The organism is Dickeya zeae NCPPB 2538 (genome assembly GCF_000406165.1).
GTDB classification, from domain to species: domain Bacteria; phylum Pseudomonadota; class Gammaproteobacteria; order Enterobacterales; family Enterobacteriaceae; genus Dickeya; species Dickeya zeae.
Map to the genome: position 1 here is coordinate 2,232,036 of NZ_CM001977.1, position 17,641 is coordinate 2,249,676.

Genomic DNA, 17,641 nt, shown 5'->3' on the forward strand with positions numbered 1-17,641 from the left:
AATGATCTCTGAGAGGGTTATAACAATGAAATTTAAAATTCTGACAGTGATGGTTGCATCTTTGGTAAGTATGAGTTCAATGGCAGTGACGTTTGATTATCGCCATGAGATGTTCGATACCAAAAACGCCGATCACAAAGATCGACTGCTGATTTCGCACCGTTTTGACAATGGATTTGGTCTGTCTTCTGAAGTGAAGTGGAAACAATCCGGCAATGACACTACCCCAAACAAACCGTACAACGAACAAGTAAGTAATGGTACTGAAGTCACTGCCAGCTATCTGTATAAATTCAACAAAATGTTTAATACCGAGTTTGGCTTCAACTTGGTTACCGACAGTACAGGTAACACCTATCGTCCTTACATCAAAGGCGGGGTAAACTTTACAGATAGCCTGTACTATACGCTGCGTTATCGCCCGTTCTATCAGCGCATGGATGATAAAATCACCACATCAGGTGCTGACACCACCATGAAGGGCTACACGATTACCAGCGTACTGGGCTATAAATTCCTGGACAATTTCACTGTTGAGTACGAACTGGAATACAACAAGAATACCAAAGCAGGTGCAACTGGTTACCGCTTTGATAAAGACAGCGACAACTTCACTCACGACGTGAAGCTGGCCTACAAGATCGATAAAAACTGGACACCGTACATTCAGCTCGCCAACGTTGAAGGCAGCAAAACAACTGACGAACGTCAGACTCGTTATCGCGTCGGTGTGCAGTACAACTTCTGATAACCCTTATCGCGGTTATAAAAAAGGCGGAACCTCGGTTCCGCCTTTTTTGCTGGTTACATCGTTTATTAGAACTTGTAACCGAAGCCAAACATAAACACCCAAGGATCCAAACGGGTTTTGATGCTCTGATCCTGACCTGCTGCCTTGAATTTTACAGTAGTATCGATATCCATCCACCATACCGACATATTCAACAACCAGTTTTTATTCAGGTTGTAATCCAGACCCGCCTGTGCGGCAACGCCCCAGGAACTTTTCAGGTGCAGATCGGTTAACCCGGCATCCTGACCGGTCTGGTTAAATTTCTCATCAAAGAATGTCGTGTAGTTCAAACCAAGACCCAAATAAGGACGCAGGCTATCTGTGCTCTGCCCAAAGTAGTACTGTGCCATCAGTGTTGGCGGTAAGTGTTTCACTTCCGCAATCTGGCCCACACCACCGACACCCACCCGATGCTTAAACGGTGTTGCGGCCAGCAGTTCGACACCAATATTATCCGTCGCCATGTAGCCTAAAGTGAGGCCAAGTTGGGTATTGTTATTCACACTAAATGACCCCAGACCCAGCACATCATCAGAGCTGGTATGCGGGCGTACCGTTGCGGTTCCGGCACGAACAATAACATCCCCTGCCTGATGGGCTTGTGCCAGTGCAGGTACCATCGCCGCTGCTACCATCAATAAAGCAACCTTTTTCATTATCCACTCCATTTGTAAGGTTAATATCCGTGCGAACTATACCCACTAAGGGGTAGCTTTGTTTGAAGCCAGATCACATCCTGACATGATTTTTATGGCAAAACGACCGCGATCAAATCATCCCAAGTCACTAAAAAACATAGAATTGATCCAAATCAAAAAGCACGAAAAAAGCAAATCCCCCGCAAGCACAAAAAAGAAGCTGCACCGCCTGGCATTCCGGCGTAATGTTATTTTTTTAGCTGAGATTCAACGCCGAGTGAGGCCGGTGGATAATCAATGATGAGTCATCACAGTCACGTTAACCCTTGTATGGAATGCGGTGCATGCTGCGGCTATTTCCGGGTATCGTTTTACTGGTCAGAAGCGAATGATGGGGGCGGCACGGTACCCGTTGAGCTAACTGAACCTGTCACGCCTTTTCTGCGCTGTATGGCCGGCACAAACAGCAAACCGATTCGTTGCTGCGCATTGGAAGGTAACATCGGCGAGTCGGTCAGTTGCCGCATTTATGCTCAGCGCCCCTCACCATGCCACGAATTTGCGCAATCAGGTGAAAATGGTCAGCCTAATGATGCCTGCGATCGGGCACGCGCAGCCTATGACTTACCGCCGCTCATCCCGGCCCGTTTGCCGCAGCCGTGCTCATAAATCAGAGCAAAAATAAGCAGATAGATGAAATCGATGTCGGGGTGCCACGGAACACCTGAACGGGTTACAATAGCCAGCTAATTGCCTATTGCTAACTTTTGCCAAGGAGTTTTCATGCCTATCACGGCCAGCAGGTTGTACCGTGACACCTTGAATTTTACACGTAACCAGTTTTTCAGCATTCTTATGCTGTCACTGCTGACGTCATTGATAACCGTCGTCCTTGGGCACGTTTTTACCCCCGATAGCGAGCAGCTACAGCTGCTCAGTAGCAGCAACGTAGATTTATCCGCCATTGAGCAGCCAGGCATCAGCGATATCATTGCGCAACTCTCCCCTGAGCAACAACTCGTCCTGCTGAAGGCGTCTGCCGCGGGTACCTTTGCGACACTGGTGGGGAATGCCCTGTTAACTGGCGGTATCCTTATGCTGATTCAACTGGTCTCTGCGGGCCACCAAACCAGCGCGCTGCGTGCAATTGCCGCGTCTGCTCCGCTGTTACCCCGCCTGCTTCTGCTGATCCTGATTTGTACCCTGTTAATTCAGTTAGGCATGCTACTGGTGGTGGTGCCGGGAATCTTATTATCCATCGCCTTTAGTTTGTCGCCGGTGATTGCCGTAACGGAAAAGCGTGGCGTATTTGCTGCCATGCGAGTCAGCAGCAAGCTGGCATTCGCCCATTTCCGCCAGACCGCACCAGCCGTCATGCTATGGTTACTGGTCAAAGTCGCGCTGCTGCTACTGATCGCCCGTTTACCCATGGTGTCACCAACCGCGATGGCGGTAATGTTAAATACTATCAGCAACATTATCTCTGCCATGCTGCTGGTCTACGTGTTTCGTCTGTACATGCTGGTACGCGGTTAATGCTGCCTATCCTGAACGGGAGTGGCGCCAGCGCCGCTCCCTCTCAACCCACCTTTATGGCGGTGATAACGTAATTTTCTGCAAATTGTTACGATAAATCGGGAATCGTGCCGCACAAACAGCGATAATAATTCGCAGAGAGTTCACCCTTTTTTGGTATACGCGGCCACACACCGGATACGTAACGGATTAACATAATGAAGCAAATTATTGATTTTATTCCTCTTATTGTCTTTTTTGTCTGTTATAAACTGTATGATATTTATGTCGCTTCGGGTGCATTAATCGCAGCAACAGCAGCCGCATTACTGTTTAGCTGGCTCATTTACCGCAAGATAGAAAAGATGATGCTGCTGACATTCCTGATGGTGGCCGTATTCGGCACCCTGACGCTGGTCTTCCATAATGACCAATTCATTAAATGGAAAGTCACCATCATTTACACGCTGTTCGCTACCGCATTGCTGTTCAGCCAGTTTGTCATGAAAAAACCGCTAATTCAGCGCATGCTCGGTAAAGAGCTGGTCTTACCGGAAATGGTGTGGGCAAAATTGAACATAGCCTGGGCGATCTTTTTCCTGCTGTGCGGACTGGCGAATATCTATATTGCCTTCTGGTTGCCACAAAGCGTTTGGGTCGACTTTAAAGTATTTGGCCTCACCGGCCTGACTCTGGTATTTACATTACTGTGCGGCGTTTACATTTACCGTCACCTGCCGGGCGAACCGGAGAAGACGGAAAATGAAGGCGATAAATAACCTACCGCCACAGACTGATTATTGACTACTCACAAGCGGATTCGTTGATCCTATGAGCAAACAAGATGTATTACCTCACGGCGAGCTGGTGCTGCGCACCCTGGCCATGCCAGCAGATACCAATGCCAATGGCGATATCTTTGGCGGCTGGCTAATGTCACAGATGGATATAGGCGGTGCGATTCTGGCAAAAGAGATTGCAGAAGGCCGTGTTGTCACCGTTCGCGTCGACGGCATGACCTTTCTCAAGCCCGTTGCCGTTGGTGATGTGGTTTGTTGCTACGCCCGTTGCGTTCGTACCGGACGTAGTTCAATGACAGTCAATGTGGAAGTGTGGGTGAAAAAAGTATCAACAGACCCCATTGGCCAACGCTATCGTGCGACTGAAGCCCTGTTTACTTATGTCGCTGTCGATGAAGAGGGGCGTCCACGCGAATTGCCGCAAGGGAAAAGCAACTTCGCACCAGAACAATAATCACCTTCACCATTCTGAAAGCGCAACAATAAGGCACCGCAAGCGGTGCCTTATTGATTGGTGCGACACTGACCCGACTTATTCCATCGCTGTAGCGCCATTGACTTTGAAAATAATCGTCACCACCAGGTCTTTCCCTGGTCGATTCTCTTCATAACGCCACTTACGCATCGCCTGCCTGATATCCCGCTCGAACAGGTTTTGCGGTTCAGCTGACAGCACCCGGACATTACCGACACGACCCGACTCATCCACATCAAACTGTACTTTAACCCGGCCTTCAATATGCAGGGCTAACGCACGGGCAGGATATTCCGGCTGAACCCGATTTACCGGTTTGGGACCAGCAGGCTGGGCGCTGGCAACCGGAGCCTGACTAACCGGTGCCGCATTATGGTTCACGGTCTGGCTGGATGCGGGTGCGGCATTCGGCTCAGGCACACGTTCCTGGGGCTTGTCCTTTTGCGGCACCAGCTTTTTCACCGGTTTAGGCTTTGTTTCCGGCTTAGGTTTGGGTTTCGGCTGAGGTTTAGGTTCCGGTAACGGAATGGGAACCGGTTTTGGCAACGGCGGCGGCTCAGGTTGAACCTGTGGTTCCGGTACCGGTTCGGGCTCATGTGTTGGCTCTGGCTCAGCGCTCGGTGCGGGTGCGGCTTCCTGCGGTGCGGTGTTAACCATCATGACCTGGATAGGTTGTGGCGCCGTCGGCAGAGTGACTGATGTATTAAAAGAAGCAAACAACAACCCAGCTATCAATGAACCATGGAATACGACGGAAACCAATACAGGCCATGAGTATCGGTGGGTCAGGAAAAATGTTTTCTGCGGCATAGTTATATGATGTCCTCTCACCGCTCAAGTTTAAATGCAAATGACAATCATATTCAATAGCATCACTTCAATTCCTGTCATAAACGACGTCACGATTTATCCGGTTTCGGCCTATCAGCATCATAGCGTATGATGACGGTTCATCTCATAACGATATGACACACCGAGGTTTACCATGCTGTATGTGATTTATGCTACTGATGTCCCCGGCTCACTGGAAAAGCGTCTTGCCGCCCGTCCGGCACATCTTGAACGATTGCAGACACTACGCGATCAGGGGCGTTTGTTAACGGCAGGTCCGCTACCCGCCATTGACAGTGAAGACCCCGGTGCCGCCGGATTTACCGGTTCCACCGTCATTGCCGAATTCCCATCGCTGGAAGAGGCTCGTCAGTGGGCGAACGATGATCCCTATGTCGCCGCAGGTGTTTACGAGTCTGTCAGCGTTAAACCCTTTAGAAAAGTATTTTAATCTAAACTTGACGGAGGTTATGGAATTTTCAATAAATATGACCTCCATTTACACCCCAAATATCTGAAATATTTTATTCATTTAATGATGTTATGTTGGCGGCAGTTTTCTTTAGCGAGTAAATTGTCATGTCAACATCCACCCCGTCACGCTCCGGTTTTCTGGGCAGAATGCGCCAGCACCGCCTGAGTTTCCTTTCCGGTTTACTGTTGATCATCGGACTCTTTTCCTTATTACAGTTGCTGTCTGTCGGCATGATCTCGAAAACCATGACCGAGGTGCGTCAGGATAGCGCCGCCAACGAGGCACTGCGCCAGCAGCAGGCCCTGATGGATCAGGCTAGAATGGAGGTCATGAACGCCAGCGATAAGCTCAATCGCGCGGGCATCTACCTGATGTTTGATAAGGAAACCGGCTCTGTCGGCAGCTGGAATAGCCTGATGTCGGAAGCCGAAACCTCATTAGCCAACGCACAAGGGTATTACCAAAAACTGGAGCGTTTTTCTGGCTCCGCACGTAATGACGCCGCCTTCACCGACCTCAAGAATAGCTATCAGCAGCTATATAACGGATTGGTCGAGCTGGCTCAGGGCATTAAAAAAACCAACGAAATCGATATTTTCTTTGCCGTGCCTATCCAGGCTTACCAGACGCAGTTCACCCAGAAGTATTCCCGCTTCCTGCAGGAAAATGATACCCGCCAGAAACAGCATGCCCAGCAGTTGTTGAATAACCTCGATGCCGCACACACCCTGTTTATCGTGATTCTGGGATTACTGCTGGTCATTTCGGCAGTGGTCTGGATTGGCGTCAATAAGGTGATCGTGCATCCGCTTAAACGCATCACCGACCATCTGAAACTGATCGCATCCGGTGATTTGTCCCACGACATAGCCATAGAAAAACGCGCAACCCGTGAAATCGCCGTATTGAACAATAGTGTGGTTCAGATGCAAAGCGGTCTGGTCGAGCTAATAAGCCAGGTTCGTCAGGGCATGGAAACCATGATGCAGCAAGTCAGCCACGTCACCAGCGACAACCGCCAGTTATCAGAGCAGGCCAACCTGCAATCTGCGGAACTGAAAGTCACCACCGAGCACATCATCCAGATTAGCCAACATCTGGAACAGAATGCTCAGTACACAGAACAAGCCAGCCACCATGCACAAGAAACCAGCCATATCGCCGAACAGGGCGAAGGCATGATGAGTGACGTCAGAAATGCGATGCAAAATATTTCCAGTCGCAGTAAAGAAATGACAGAAGTGATCTCACTGATAGAAAACGTCGCCTTCCAGACGCATATCCTGTCACTGAATGCAGCAATTGAAGCGGCACGGGCCGGAGAAATGGGCAAAGGGTTTTCAGTCGTGGCGCGGGAAGTCGGTACGCTGGCCTCGCAAAGCAGCCAGTCGGCGCACAACATTAATGCCTTGATTCACGAATCAGACAGCAGTGTTGCGACGGGCGCTAAGCTGGTTGCTCGCCTCAATGACAGCTTGCAGGAGATCATTCAGGCCGCCAAAGGCACCAGCACATTCCTCAATGAAATCACTGATATTTCGCAACAACAGAATCAGAGCATTCATGAAGTCACCAACCGAATCAGTTCACTCAATGATACCGTGAAGCAAAACGCCGTGCAGGTGGAAGCCTCGGCCCAAACCTGTCTTCAGCTTCTTGAACAGGCAGAACAGCTCAACATGTCGGTATCCCTGTTCCATTTGCCCGTGATAGAAGACGCACCGGTGGAACCCAATACCCAGCGGACAACACCGGCTCAGGTTACCAAAAGCTATGTCGCCCTGCCGCAGCATTCACCGGCATTGTAGTATAGATATCTGATCGGATAAAAAAGCCCAACAACCTGACGGCTGTTGGGCCTGACACTCACTACCCGGCGACTACCACTCGTAAGCTACGGCATACAATAACGCACGGCGCTGTTGCTTCTGGCACAGGTAACGTACGTGATGGATATGTCGGTAACTACGCGACTGGGCCTCAAGCCAGCGACTCCGACGGCGCTGCACCTGACGTTGCATACGCCAGCGGCTGACTTCATTCCGGCTGCGTTTCATGGCACGACTCTTATGATAAGCATGATGGGCCCGCCTATTATATCCCCCTGTTTTCGCGCGCCAAGAGAGAAAGCGGGATTTTCCCGAATCCGCATGCTTGCCAGCCATACGCTATAGTATTCAGAGTAAAGGACTTTCCCCTCAGGGGAACTATGCATACACTTGAGCTGGTGAACATTTCGCAGCAGGGAACCGTACATTGTTACTATGACAGCATTTTATACTGTACTTAGCGGATTACTGGTTTTCAGTTACTGGCTGCTTATTGCCAGTATTACGCTGCGCATTCTGATGAAAAGACGGGCCGTCCCTTCTGCGATGGCCTGGCTGTTGGTGATTTATATTCTGCCACTGGTCGGTATCGTCGCCTATCTGTTGTTCGGCGAGCTACATTTGGGGAAGCGCCGTGCGGAACGTGCCCGACAAATGTGGCCGGTGACAGCCCAATGGCTACGTGACTTGAAGGAATACCGCCGCATTTTCGCCACCGAGAACAGCGAAGTCGCCCGCTCATTATTTCAACTATGTGAACGTCGCCAGGGAATTGGTGGTATCAAGGGCAATCAGTTGCAATTGCTGACCTCCTTTGACGACACCATCAAAACGTTAATCCACGATATCGAACTGGCACAAAGTAATATTGAGATGGTGTTCTATATCTGGCAGGCCGGCGGTTTGGTGGATCAGGTGATGAACGCCCTGCTCTTAGCATCACGCCGTGGGGTCAAATGTCGAATCCTGCTCGATTCGGCAGGCAGCGTACAGTTCTTTCACAGTACCTACCCGGAGATGATGCGTACCGCTGGCATCACCGTGGTGGATGCATTACAGGTTAATCTGTTACGCGCCTTCCTGCGCCGTATGGATTTGCGCCAACACCGCAAGGTCATCCTGATAGACAACCGCATCGCCTACACCGGCAGCATGAATATGGTCGATCCGCGTTATTTCAAGCAGGACTCCGGCGTTGGTCAGTGGGTGGATCTGATGGTCCGTATCGAAGGCCCGGTTACCACCACCATGGGCGTGATTTATAGTCTCGATTGGGAAATGGAAACCGGTCAGCGCCTGCCACCGCCACCGCCGGATGTCAATATCATGCCATTCGAGCAAGAGCGTGGCCATACGGTGCAGGTTATCGCCTCCGGCCCCGGCTACCCCGAGGAGATGATTCATCAGGCATTGCTGACAGCGGTTTACTCTGCACGGCACCAGCTCATCATGACTACCCCTTATTTTGTACCGAGTGATGACCTGCAACACGCCATCTGTACCGCAGCACAGCGTGGCGTAGAGGTCAGTATTATCGTACCGTATAAAAATGACTCCATGATGGTGGGCTGGGCCTGTAAAGCCTTTTTCACTGAGTTACTGGCGGCGGGGGTCAGAATCTACCAGTTCGAAGGCGGTTTATTGCATACCAAAAGCGTGCTGGTCGATGGGCAACTTAGTCTGGTCGGTACGGTTAATCTGGATATGCGTAGCCTCTGGTTGAACTTTGAAATTACGCTGGTGATTGACGATGACGGTTTTGGTAGCGATCTGGCCTGTGTGCAGGAGGACTACATGTCCCGCTCACGACTGTTGAATACCAAGGAGTGGTTAACGCGCCCTTATTGGCAACGGATTGTCGAGCGACTGTTTTACTTTTTCAGCCCACTGCTGTAATCACACCGCCCTTCATGCTCTAATACCCCCTATTACGTTTTAACAGGAATGTTGTATGGATTTAAATAACCGCCTGACAGAAGATGAAGCTCTGGAACAGGCTTACGATATCTTTCTGGAACTGGCACCGGATAATCTGGATCCAGCAGATATTTTGCTGTTCAACTTGCAGTTTGAAGAGCGTGGCGGTGCGGAACTGTTTGACCCGGCGGAAGACTGGCAAGAGCACGTGGATTTCGACCTGAATCCGGATTTTTTCGCCGAAGTGGTGATTGGGCTGGCCGAGCAGGACGGTGAGGAAATTACGGATATTTTTGCCCGAATCCTCATCTGCCGGGAAAAAGACCACAAGCTGTGCCACATCCTGTGGAAAGAGTAACTCTCTCGAATATAACCTGACGGGCGGGTCAACCGCCTGTCTTAAAACGCAAAACGCCCCGTGTCAGGGGCGTTTCTTTTACGTGATACTGGATCGCCGTATCAGCGAATTACGGTAGTGGGTCGACCTTCAGGCAGGATACGGCGTGTCTGAAGCTACCTTCCAGTACTGGACGGGTTTTGGTGCACTCTGGCCCCACAACCGGGCAACGGGTACAGAATACGCAACCTGATGGCGGGTTGATCGGCGAAGGGAGATCGCCTTCCAGCAGTTGAATCTGCTTGTTGCGTTCCTTGTCTGGATCCGGAATCGGCACCGCCGACATCAGCGCACGGGTGTAAGGATGCTGTGGGTTATGATACAGCTCATCATAGGTCCCCAGTTCCACTGCATGTCCCAGATACATCACCAGCACACGGTCAGAAATGTGTTTTACCACCGACAAATCATGGGCGATAAAGATCAATGACAGTCCCATCTCACGCTGCAACTGTTGCAGCAGGTTCACCACCTGAGCCTGAATCGACACGTCCAATGCAGAAACCGGTTCGTCACAGATAATCAGTTTGGGTTCCAGAATCAGTGCACGGGCGATACCGATACGCTGACACTGGCCGCCAGAAAATTCATGCGGGTAACGGTTAATCAGGTTCGGCAGCAAGCCAACCTTCATCATCATGGTTTTGACGCGGTCTTTTACTTCCTGACGCGACATATCCGGGTGGTAGGTACGCAACGGCTCGGCAATAATTTCACCAATGGTCATACGCGGGTTAAGCGATGCCAGCGGATCCTGAAAAATCATCTGAATATCGCTACGTACATCACGCCATTCAGTGTCACGCATCCCCAGCAGATCTTTCCCCAGCCAGCTAATGCGCCCACTGGTCGCTTTTACCAGACCGATAATGGCGCGAGCCAGCGTGGATTTACCGCACCCCGACTCCCCGACCACGCCCAGGGTTTCCCCTTCATACAGACGCAGGGTAACGCCATCTACCGCTTTCAGCTTTTTAGCCGGTTGCCAAAACCATTGTTTGTCATCACGGATATCAAAGTGGACCTTGAGTTCATCCACTTCAAGCAAGACTTTTTTGTTTTCCAGTTCATTCATACTAATTCCCCCACACTCCGGAAACAGGCACGCAGACGACCTTCACCAAACGGCTTCAATTCAGGTGCATGCTGGCATTGTTCCTGTGCATACGGGCAACGCGGCTGGAAAGGGCATCCTTTCGGCAAGCGCAACAGGTTGGGTGGATTCCCCGGAATAGTGGCCAGCTCAGCATTCTCTTCATCAAGACGAGGAATCGCTTTTAGCAGGCCCAGAGAGTATGGATGGGTTGGTTCATAGAAAATCTCGCGCGCACTGCCGTACTCCATGGTACGTCCGGCGTACATAACCAGGACTTTGTCGCAAATACCGGCAACCACGCCCAGGTCATGGGTAATCATGATAATGGCGGTATTGAACTCACGCTTCAGGTCATTGAGCAGCGTCATGATCTGCGCCTGCACCGTCACATCAAGCGCGGTGGTCGGCTCGTCAGCAATCAGTAATTTAGGGCGACACAGCAACGCCATGGCAATCATCACGCGCTGGCGCATCCCACCCGAAAACTCATGCGGATACATGCGCATCCGTTTTCTGGCTTCTGGCATTTTTACCGCGTCCAGCATGCGTACCGACTCTTCAAACGCATCGCTTTTACCCAATTTCTTGTGCTGCATCAGCACTTCCATCAACTGATCGCCAACACGCATATACGGGTTCAGTGAGGTCATCGGGTCCTGAAAAATCATGGCGATCTCTTCTGCTCGCAGGCGATTAAGCTCACGCTCCGGCAGATTGAGAATTTCACGCCCGTTGAAACGCGCCGAACCACCAATGTGACCATTAGCAGCCAGCAGCCCCATCAGCGCAAATGCCGTCTGGGATTTACCAGAACCGGATTCACCCACAATACCCAGTGTTTCACCGGCGCTGAGCGAAAAATTAAGATCGTTTACCGCCGTGACATCACCATCAGGCGTACTGAAAGTCACGCGCAGGTCTTTAACATCAAGCAAGGCGTGGGTTTCTGACGTATTCATCATGATATGAAGCGTCTCCTTAGCGGTCTTTCGGATCGAGGGCGTCACGCAAGCCATCGCCGATAAAGTTGAAACAGAACAGGGTTACCACCAGGAAACCGGCGGGATAAAGCAACAACCATGGCGCCACTTCCATTGAGTTAGCACCATCGTTTAATAATGCCCCCCAACTGCTCAGCGGTTCCTGGGTACCCAGGCCAAGGAAACTCAAGAAGGATTCAAACAGGATCATGCTCGGCACCAACAGCGATGCGTACACCACCACCACACCCAGCACGTTTGGTACCACATGACGCAACACGATGCTACGGGAGGAAACACCACACACCAGCGCTGCTTCAATAAACTCTTTACGCTTCAGGCTCAGCGTCTGACCGCGCACGATACGCGCCATATCCAACCAGGACACCATGCCGATAGCCACAAAGATCAACAGAATATTCTGTCCGAACAGAGTGACCAGCAAAATCACGAAAAACATGAACGGGAAGGAGTTGAGGATCTCCAAAAGACGCATCATCACTGAGTCGACTTTGCCCCCCAGATACCCCGACGCCGCACCATACAATGTACCGACAATGACCGCCACCAGGGCTGCAGCAACACCGACCATCAGCGAAATACGCCCGCCGATAGCCACACGCACCAACAGGTCACGACCGGAAGAGTCGGTACCAAAGTAGTGCTTAGACGCCATATCCGGTGCACTGGACATCATATTCCAGTCGGTGTCCGCATAATTGAACGGTGCCACCATCGGGCCGATAACAACAAACAGCGTAATCAGCGTCAGGACAAACAGACTGGCCAGCGCGGCACGGTTGTGCATGAAGCGACGGCGCGCATCCTGCCACAGGCTACGCCCTTCCACTTCCAGTTTCTCGCTGAAGTTATCCAGCGCTTCACGGTTACGTTTATTCCAGAACATCAGTGATTTACCTTAGTAACGGATCTTCGGATCGATGACCGCATACAGCACATCGATGACCGCATTAAACAGAATGGTCAGCGCACCCACTAAAATAGTCAGGCTCAGCACCAGCGAATAGTCACGGTTAAGCGCACCGTTAACAAATAACTGACCAATACCAGGTAAACCAAAGATGGTTTCTATCACCATAGAGCCAGTGATAATCCCTACGAAGGCAGGCCCCATGTAGGACAACACTGGCAACAACGCAGGCTTGAGTGCATGGCGCAAAATGATCCGACGCAACGGCAGCCCTTTGGCACGCGCAGTACGGATAAAGTTTGAATGCAGCACTTCAATCATGGAACCACGGGTAATACGCGCAATGCTGGCGATATACGATAACGAGAGCGCGACCATCGGCAGAATGATGTATTTTGGCGCACCGCCATTCCAACCGCCCCCCGGCAACCAGTGCAGGGTTATCGCGAATATCAGCACCAGTAGTGGTGCCACAACAAAACTGGGGATCACCACGCCGGTCATGGCAAACCCCATGACGGTGTAATCCCATTTACTGTTCTGATTCAACGCAGCAATCACACCGGAGGTCACCCCCAGCACTACCGCCAGCAGAAAAGCAGCAATCCCCAACTTAGCCGACACAGGGAAAGCCTGAGCAACCAAATCGTTGACTGAATAATCTTTGTATTTGAAAGAGGGACCAAAGTCACCTTTCAACAACTGCACCAGATAATTGCCATACTGTTTGATCATCGGATCATTCAGATGGTATTTGGCTTCGATGTTCGCCATCACTTCAGGGGGAAGATTACGCTCTCCCGTGAACGGACTTCCCGGAGCCAGCCTCATCATGAAAAATGAGATGGTGATCAGGATGAACAGCGTCGGGATTGCTTCCAGGCAACGACGGAAAATAAATTTTAACATTGACCTTACCTATAAAACCGGTCTGAAATTTTCGCTTCTATTTATCACACTTTATTAAACCGAATAAGGGCTGTGTGCCAAACACACAGCCCTGTCATCATTAATGCTTGATAATATAAAGGTTTTTAACGTTCAGGTTATCCAGCGGATCTTTGCCTGTAATGCCACCCACGTACGGTTTAACCAAACGGGTGTTGGCATAGTAATACACCGGAACCACGACAGCGTCTTTTTCCAGCAGTGTCTCAGCCTGCTTGTAAACATTCGCGCGTTCTTCTTCAGTGGTGGCAGCCAGTGCTTTTGCCATCAACTTGTCGAAATCCGCGCTCTTATAATGTGCCGTGTTGCTGCTGCTGTTGGAAATCATGGTATTCAGGAACGTGGTCGGTTCGTTGTAATCCGCACACCAGCCAGCACGAGCGACATCGAATGTGCCCTGATGACGGCTGTCCAGGAATGTTTTCCACTCCTGATTTTCCAGTTTTGCATCCACCCCGATGTTGTTTTTCCAGATAGAGGACGCCGCGATCGCCAATTTTTTATGTAGATCGGAGGTGTTGTACAGCAGGTTAAAGGTCAGCGGTTTTTCAGCCGTGAAGCCTGCTTCAGCCAGCAGTTTCTTCGCTTCAGCGTTACGTTTCTCACGCGACCAGCTCACCCACTCAGGCGGAGTCAGTTTGCCATCCAGACCATCGATGTACGGCGGGGTGAAACCGAACGCTGGGGTATCGCCCTGCGCTTTCACCTTGTTAACCAGAATGTCTTGATCCAGACCCAGCACTAACGCCTGGCGTACACGCGCATCGTTAAACGGCGCCTTCTGGTTGTTGATCTCATAGTAATAGGTACACAGATACGGATCCGCCTTCACTTCGTTGGGGATCTCTTTCTTCAACTTCTGGAACAACTCGATAGGCAGGTTGTTATAGGTCATGTCGATTTCACCGCTGCGGTAACGGTTAACATCCGTCACTTCAGAAGAAATCGGCAGATAGGTCACTTTGTTGATGATGGTATGGGCGTTATCCCAGTAATTCGGATTACGCTCCAGAACGATTTTCTCGTTCACAACCCACTCTTTCAGCGTATAAGCGCCGTTGCCGACCCAGTTAGCTGGCTGAGTCCATTTTTCACCGTATTTCTCAACGGCTTTCTGATTCACCGGGAAGGTGGATGGGTGAACCAACAGCTTATAGAAGTACGGAACCGGCTCGCTCAGCGTAACTTCCAGCGTGTGATCGTCAATGGCTTTCACGCCCAGCGTATCAGGGGATTTTTTACCGTCGACAATCTCATCAATATTAACGATATGACCAAATTGCAGGTAGCTGGCATAAGGAGAGGCTGTTTTCGGATCGGTAACACGACGCCAACTATAAACGAAATCCTGTGCCGTCACCGGTTCACCATTGGACCATTTAGCGTCTTTACGCAAGTGGAAGGTCCATACTTTGAAATCTTTGTTATCCCAGCTTTCTGCAACACCCGGTGCCGGGTGGCCATCCGGAGAGGTAACCAGCAGCCCTTCCAGCAGATCACGCGCGACGTTAGATTCCGGCACGCCTTCCATTTTATGCGGGTCGAGGGAAGCGACTTCAGCACCGTTATTACGCACCAGTTCCTGCTTTTCAGCCAGTTGCACACCAGCAGGCACCGTAGCAGCCCAGGCAGAAACGCCTGCGGAAGCCGTGATCGCAGCGAAAATGCTCACTGCCAGTCTTTTTTTAATAGTGTTGTTTACCATTATTTACCTTGCTCCTGTTCTACTGTTATCACCCAATCAGGCATATAACGTTTTTTACGTATTACGCGGACAGACGATACCGTCGCCAGAGGAACGACTCTGGCAACATGGCCGCTTAATCACATCAAAATTGTTTTATCCACGCCGCACGACTCGATACGCTTAATGCCGCAACAACGTGTTGGAAAAATCAACAGAGATAAAAACAGCACATATCAGCAACCCAAAAACTGCCGCTGTCCCTTCCCAGGACCGGCAGTCTGTAGCCATTTCCACTCTTCCCTGATGGTACGCCCTCCCCAAATTCCACAAAAAGTCGTCGGGGATAACGTTCTAATAAAATTAACTTATCCGTAACGGCTTGGGAAAATAGCGTGATGCCGAACGTATCAGAAGAATCCGTCTTCGCCAATAGATTTTGCAGGCTGTTACTTAAATTTCTTTTCAATCCCGGAAAGTCACAAAAAAACCAGTATGTGTAAATGGATACAAAAGCACCCGAGCATTGTGTCAACGTGGCAAAAGCGCACCCGACAGCAGATTGTCCAACAACGGGTAATCATGGAAGAATTAACCATAGTTTAGGACAAAAAACACACGATAAAACACTCCTAACGTCATCAGTACCTTTCCAACGCCACATCCTCTACATGTGAATAAATTAACAGTGAAATCCCATGTGCATCGCAACAAAACATCTGCTGTGTTTTACATCATTTGCATTAGCTTATCTAAGGCATTCACATAGCATAAAAATAAGTTATGCCACCCCGCGTGATAAATAATAGTAGGGAATACGCCTTTTTCTGCTGATGATTGCCGGGAAATAACATAAGAAAAAAATATTAATAAAAATAAGGCGTGCTGGATGAACGAAATGTACGCAATCGGGGATGGATTGGTAGATGAGACTGGTAGCACATTAACTTATCGTTGCTCTCCCACGTTAGCCCGCCGACACTTTAGCGCCGACGACATAGCCATAGCGCCAACAACATAGCAATGCCGCCGGAACCGAATTGAGCAAAGCACCGCTCTCGGGCTGATTCACCAGCGGCCCAGCAGCAGAGTATAAATGTATAAAGAAAGGCAACACGGCTCAGACACCACATATCGACACCTAAGCCAGGGCACACTCGTTATCAGGACAACCCTGGAAATAACGCGCGAATGCCTGTCACGATAAACTCAATACCGAGCGACATCAGCAACAGCCCCATAATACGCGTCACGACGTTGATGCCGGTTTGTCCCAGCAACCTGACTAACGCGGGTGCGGCCCGAAACAACAACCAGCAGCAAAATGCAAAAACGGCAATCGCCAACGACAGCCCTAATAAATTCTGCCAGCCGTGATAGCGGGAACTCCAGACAATGGTGGAGCTAATAGCCCCCGGCCCTGCCATCAATGGTAATGCCAGCGGCACCACGCCAATACTTTCCCGATTGGCGGTTTCTGTCTTCTCCTGTTTATTCTGCTTGTCCTCACCCAGTTTGCCGCTGATCATCGACATCGCGATGGTGGTAATCAGAATACCGCCTGCAATGCGGAATGAATCAATCGAGATGCCGAACAGCCGCAAGATAGCGTCACCAAAAAATAGCGCGACCCAAAGAATAATCACCACAGAGACATTGGCAGTCAGGTTGGTTCTCGCCCGCCCGTCCCCTGCCTGATAGTTGGTCATACTGATGAAGATAGGCAGAATGCCTACCGGGTTTATCAACGCAAACAGCCCAATAAAAAACTTGATGTAACCAGAGAAATCCAGGACAGGCTGAATCACTTTTCACCTCTGAAGATTATTGTCAACGCCAGGCGTCTTTGGCGATCGACGGCACACACTGTGACATCGCCTACAGTAATGTAAAGTACAGCGTGCCTCCACTCTTTCATCTGACGATTATTCTCTGTCACCACGCCAATTTTCGATACAAATTCATCCAGAAAAGCACATGAAATGGTCATTTATTTTTAACAAATTCCGGATGTAGATGATATCCATTCTCAATAACGCCATGCTGAATGGTGTCAGCATGGCAATTTAGCGAGTGAGATCACAAAAAACCGACTAGCAACGGGGTATTCTGACTTCAGAGAAAAGAACAGCACCTGAAGCAGCGAACATTGCCCTTATATCGGCAGCCGTTTTAGGAATAGCATTGAGAAACCATGGTTTCTGGTCGTAAACAAGGCAATGACACGCATCAGAAGATTAATCGAGCGCTTTGAGTCAATGGATAATCGTAAGAGCCAAATTATCAGGTACCTCAACCATTATCTATACTGCTTATTTATCGATGGACCATT

At 50.1% G+C, this 17,641-nt stretch carries 18 protein-coding genes; 9 read left to right on the top strand and 9 right to left on the bottom strand.

Going from position 1 to position 17,641, the window contains the following annotated elements:
* Window positions 1–25: 25 nt before the first annotated feature.
* A complete protein-coding gene (locus DZE2538_RS09685; protein ID WP_023639737.1) occupies window positions 26–748 on the top strand; it encodes an oligogalacturonate-specific porin KdgM family protein in 723 nt (240 codons plus the stop codon).
* A gap of 68 nt (window positions 749–816) precedes the next feature.
* Here DZE2538_RS09685 and ompW read toward each other — a convergent pair whose 3' ends face one another.
* The gene (gene ompW / locus DZE2538_RS09690) at window positions 817–1,449 is read right to left on the bottom strand and encodes an outer membrane protein OmpW (RefSeq protein ID WP_023639738.1); all 633 of its coding nucleotides are present in this window, start codon (window positions 1,447–1,449) and stop codon (window positions 817–819) included.
* Window positions 1,450–1,731: 282 nt separating this feature from the next.
* Between ompW and DZE2538_RS09695 the strand changes: the two genes are divergently transcribed.
* The 4 genes from DZE2538_RS09695 (at window position 1,732) to yciA (ending at window position 4,200) form a co-directional block, all read left to right on the top strand.
* Window positions 1,732–2,100: a YkgJ family cysteine cluster protein gene (locus DZE2538_RS09695; protein ID WP_152486161.1), complete on the top strand. Its 369-nt coding sequence runs from the start codon at window positions 1,732–1,734 to the stop codon at window positions 2,098–2,100.
* A 114-nt stretch (window positions 2,101–2,214) separates the two neighbouring features.
* Complete coding sequence (locus DZE2538_RS09700; RefSeq protein ID WP_038916221.1) at window positions 2,215–2,967, top strand: YciC family protein; 753 nt, start codon at window positions 2,215–2,217, stop codon at window positions 2,965–2,967.
* A gap of 197 nt (window positions 2,968–3,164) precedes the next feature.
* Complete coding sequence (locus DZE2538_RS09705) at window positions 3,165–3,725, top strand: septation protein A (protein ID WP_023639741.1); 561 nt, start codon at window positions 3,165–3,167, stop codon at window positions 3,723–3,725.
* 52 nt (window positions 3,726–3,777) lie between these two features.
* Window positions 3,778–4,200, top strand: coding sequence for an acyl-CoA thioester hydrolase YciA (gene yciA, locus DZE2538_RS09710; RefSeq protein ID WP_012884802.1), 423 nt, complete (start codon window positions 3,778–3,780; stop codon window positions 4,198–4,200).
* A 78-nt stretch (window positions 4,201–4,278) separates the two neighbouring features.
* Here the strand turns inward: yciA and tonB are convergent, their stop codons facing one another.
* A complete protein-coding gene (gene tonB / locus DZE2538_RS09715; RefSeq protein WP_038916223.1) occupies window positions 4,279–5,031 on the bottom strand; it encodes a TonB system transport protein TonB in 753 nt (250 codons plus the stop codon).
* Between the two features lie 175 nt (window positions 5,032–5,206).
* On the opposite strand from tonB, the gene DZE2538_RS09720 reads away from it, so the two are divergent.
* Together DZE2538_RS09720 and DZE2538_RS09725 are read left to right on the top strand one after the other, a co-directional pair.
* Window positions 5,207–5,503, top strand: coding sequence for a YciI family protein (locus DZE2538_RS09720; RefSeq protein WP_019845064.1), 297 nt, complete (start codon window positions 5,207–5,209; stop codon window positions 5,501–5,503).
* A 128-nt stretch (window positions 5,504–5,631) separates the two neighbouring features.
* On the top strand, window positions 5,632–7,335 hold the full coding sequence (locus DZE2538_RS09725) for a methyl-accepting chemotaxis protein (protein ID WP_038916224.1): 1,704 nt from the start codon (window positions 5,632–5,634) through the stop codon (window positions 7,333–7,335).
* 72 nt (window positions 7,336–7,407) lie between these two features.
* Here DZE2538_RS09725 and DZE2538_RS20860 read toward each other — a convergent pair whose 3' ends face one another.
* Window positions 7,408–7,584, bottom strand: coding sequence for a YciY family protein (locus DZE2538_RS20860; protein WP_012884806.1), 177 nt, complete (start codon window positions 7,582–7,584; stop codon window positions 7,408–7,410).
* A gap of 207 nt (window positions 7,585–7,791) precedes the next feature.
* Between DZE2538_RS20860 and cls the strand changes: the two genes are divergently transcribed.
* Window positions 7,792–9,252, top strand: a complete 1,461-nt coding sequence (gene cls, locus DZE2538_RS09730; protein WP_023639745.1) for a cardiolipin synthase — start codon at window positions 7,792–7,794, stop codon at window positions 9,250–9,252.
* Between the two features lie 55 nt (window positions 9,253–9,307).
* On the top strand, window positions 9,308–9,631 hold the full coding sequence (locus DZE2538_RS09735) for an HI1450 family dsDNA-mimic protein (RefSeq protein ID WP_012884808.1): 324 nt from the start codon (window positions 9,308–9,310) through the stop codon (window positions 9,629–9,631).
* A gap of 109 nt (window positions 9,632–9,740) precedes the next feature.
* On the opposite strand, the gene oppF is transcribed toward DZE2538_RS09735, so the two are convergent.
* The 6 genes from oppF to DZE2538_RS09765 form a co-directional block, all read right to left on the bottom strand.
* Window positions 9,741–10,745 (bottom strand): murein tripeptide/oligopeptide ABC transporter ATP binding protein OppF, encoded by a 1,005-nt coding sequence (oppF, locus tag DZE2538_RS09740; RefSeq protein ID WP_019845061.1) that lies wholly within the window; start codon window positions 10,743–10,745, stop codon window positions 9,741–9,743.
* Window positions 10,742–11,728: an ABC transporter ATP-binding protein gene (gene oppD, locus DZE2538_RS09745; protein ID WP_023639746.1), complete on the bottom strand. Its 987-nt coding sequence runs from the start codon at window positions 11,726–11,728 to the stop codon at window positions 10,742–10,744. The genes oppF and oppD overlap by 4 nt, the downstream gene beginning before the upstream one ends.
* A 16-nt stretch (window positions 11,729–11,744) precedes the next feature.
* A complete protein-coding gene (gene oppC, locus DZE2538_RS09750) occupies window positions 11,745–12,653 on the bottom strand; it encodes an oligopeptide ABC transporter permease OppC (protein WP_012884811.1) in 909 nt (302 codons plus the stop codon).
* A gap of 12 nt (window positions 12,654–12,665) precedes the next feature.
* Window positions 12,666–13,586 (bottom strand): oligopeptide ABC transporter permease OppB, encoded by a 921-nt coding sequence (oppB, locus tag DZE2538_RS09755; protein WP_012884812.1) that lies wholly within the window; start codon window positions 13,584–13,586, stop codon window positions 12,666–12,668.
* Window positions 13,587–13,686: 100 nt separating this feature from the next.
* Window positions 13,687–15,330, bottom strand: coding sequence for an oligopeptide ABC transporter substrate-binding protein OppA (gene oppA, locus DZE2538_RS09760; protein WP_019845059.1), 1,644 nt, complete (start codon window positions 15,328–15,330; stop codon window positions 13,687–13,689).
* A gap of 1,142 nt (window positions 15,331–16,472) precedes the next feature.
* Entirely contained in the window at window positions 16,473–17,117 is a 645-nt protein-coding gene (locus DZE2538_RS09765; RefSeq protein WP_038916225.1) for a YchE family NAAT transporter, read from the bottom strand.
* Window positions 17,118–17,641 lie beyond the last annotated feature (524 nt).

Excerpts from the sequence above, each read along its gene's own strand:
- DZE2538_RS09685 (WP_023639737.1), top strand. The coding sequence starts at position 26 with ATGAAATTTAAAATTCTGACAGTGATGGTTGCATCTTTGGTAAGTATG.
- ompW (WP_023639738.1), bottom strand. The coding sequence starts at position 1,449 with ATGAAAAAGGTTGCTTTATTGATGGTAGCAGCGGCGATGGTACCTGCA.
- DZE2538_RS09695 (WP_152486161.1), top strand. The coding sequence starts at position 1,732 with ATGAGTCATCACAGTCACGTTAACCCTTGTATGGAATGCGGTGCATGC.
- DZE2538_RS09700 (WP_038916221.1), top strand. The coding sequence starts at position 2,215 with ATGCCTATCACGGCCAGCAGGTTGTACCGTGACACCTTGAATTTTACA.
- DZE2538_RS09705 (WP_023639741.1), top strand. The coding sequence starts at position 3,165 with ATGAAGCAAATTATTGATTTTATTCCTCTTATTGTCTTTTTTGTCTGT.
- yciA (WP_012884802.1), top strand. The coding sequence starts at position 3,778 with ATGAGCAAACAAGATGTATTACCTCACGGCGAGCTGGTGCTGCGCACC.
- tonB (WP_038916223.1), bottom strand. The coding sequence starts at position 5,031 with ATGCCGCAGAAAACATTTTTCCTGACCCACCGATACTCATGGCCTGTA.
- DZE2538_RS09720 (WP_019845064.1), top strand. The coding sequence starts at position 5,207 with ATGCTGTATGTGATTTATGCTACTGATGTCCCCGGCTCACTGGAAAAG.
- DZE2538_RS09725 (WP_038916224.1), top strand. The coding sequence starts at position 5,632 with ATGTCAACATCCACCCCGTCACGCTCCGGTTTTCTGGGCAGAATGCGC.
- DZE2538_RS20860 (WP_012884806.1), bottom strand. The coding sequence starts at position 7,584 with ATGAAACGCAGCCGGAATGAAGTCAGCCGCTGGCGTATGCAACGTCAG.
- cls (WP_023639745.1), top strand. The coding sequence starts at position 7,792 with ATGACAGCATTTTATACTGTACTTAGCGGATTACTGGTTTTCAGTTAC.
- DZE2538_RS09735 (WP_012884808.1), top strand. The coding sequence starts at position 9,308 with ATGGATTTAAATAACCGCCTGACAGAAGATGAAGCTCTGGAACAGGCT.
- oppF (WP_019845061.1), bottom strand. The coding sequence starts at position 10,745 with ATGAATGAACTGGAAAACAAAAAAGTCTTGCTTGAAGTGGATGAACTC.
- oppD (WP_023639746.1), bottom strand. The coding sequence starts at position 11,728 with ATGATGAATACGTCAGAAACCCACGCCTTGCTTGATGTTAAAGACCTG.
- oppC (WP_012884811.1), bottom strand. The coding sequence starts at position 12,653 with ATGTTCTGGAATAAACGTAACCGTGAAGCGCTGGATAACTTCAGCGAG.
- oppB (WP_012884812.1), bottom strand. The coding sequence starts at position 13,586 with ATGTTAAAATTTATTTTCCGTCGTTGCCTGGAAGCAATCCCGACGCTG.
- oppA (WP_019845059.1), bottom strand. The coding sequence starts at position 15,330 with ATGGTAAACAACACTATTAAAAAAAGACTGGCAGTGAGCATTTTCGCT.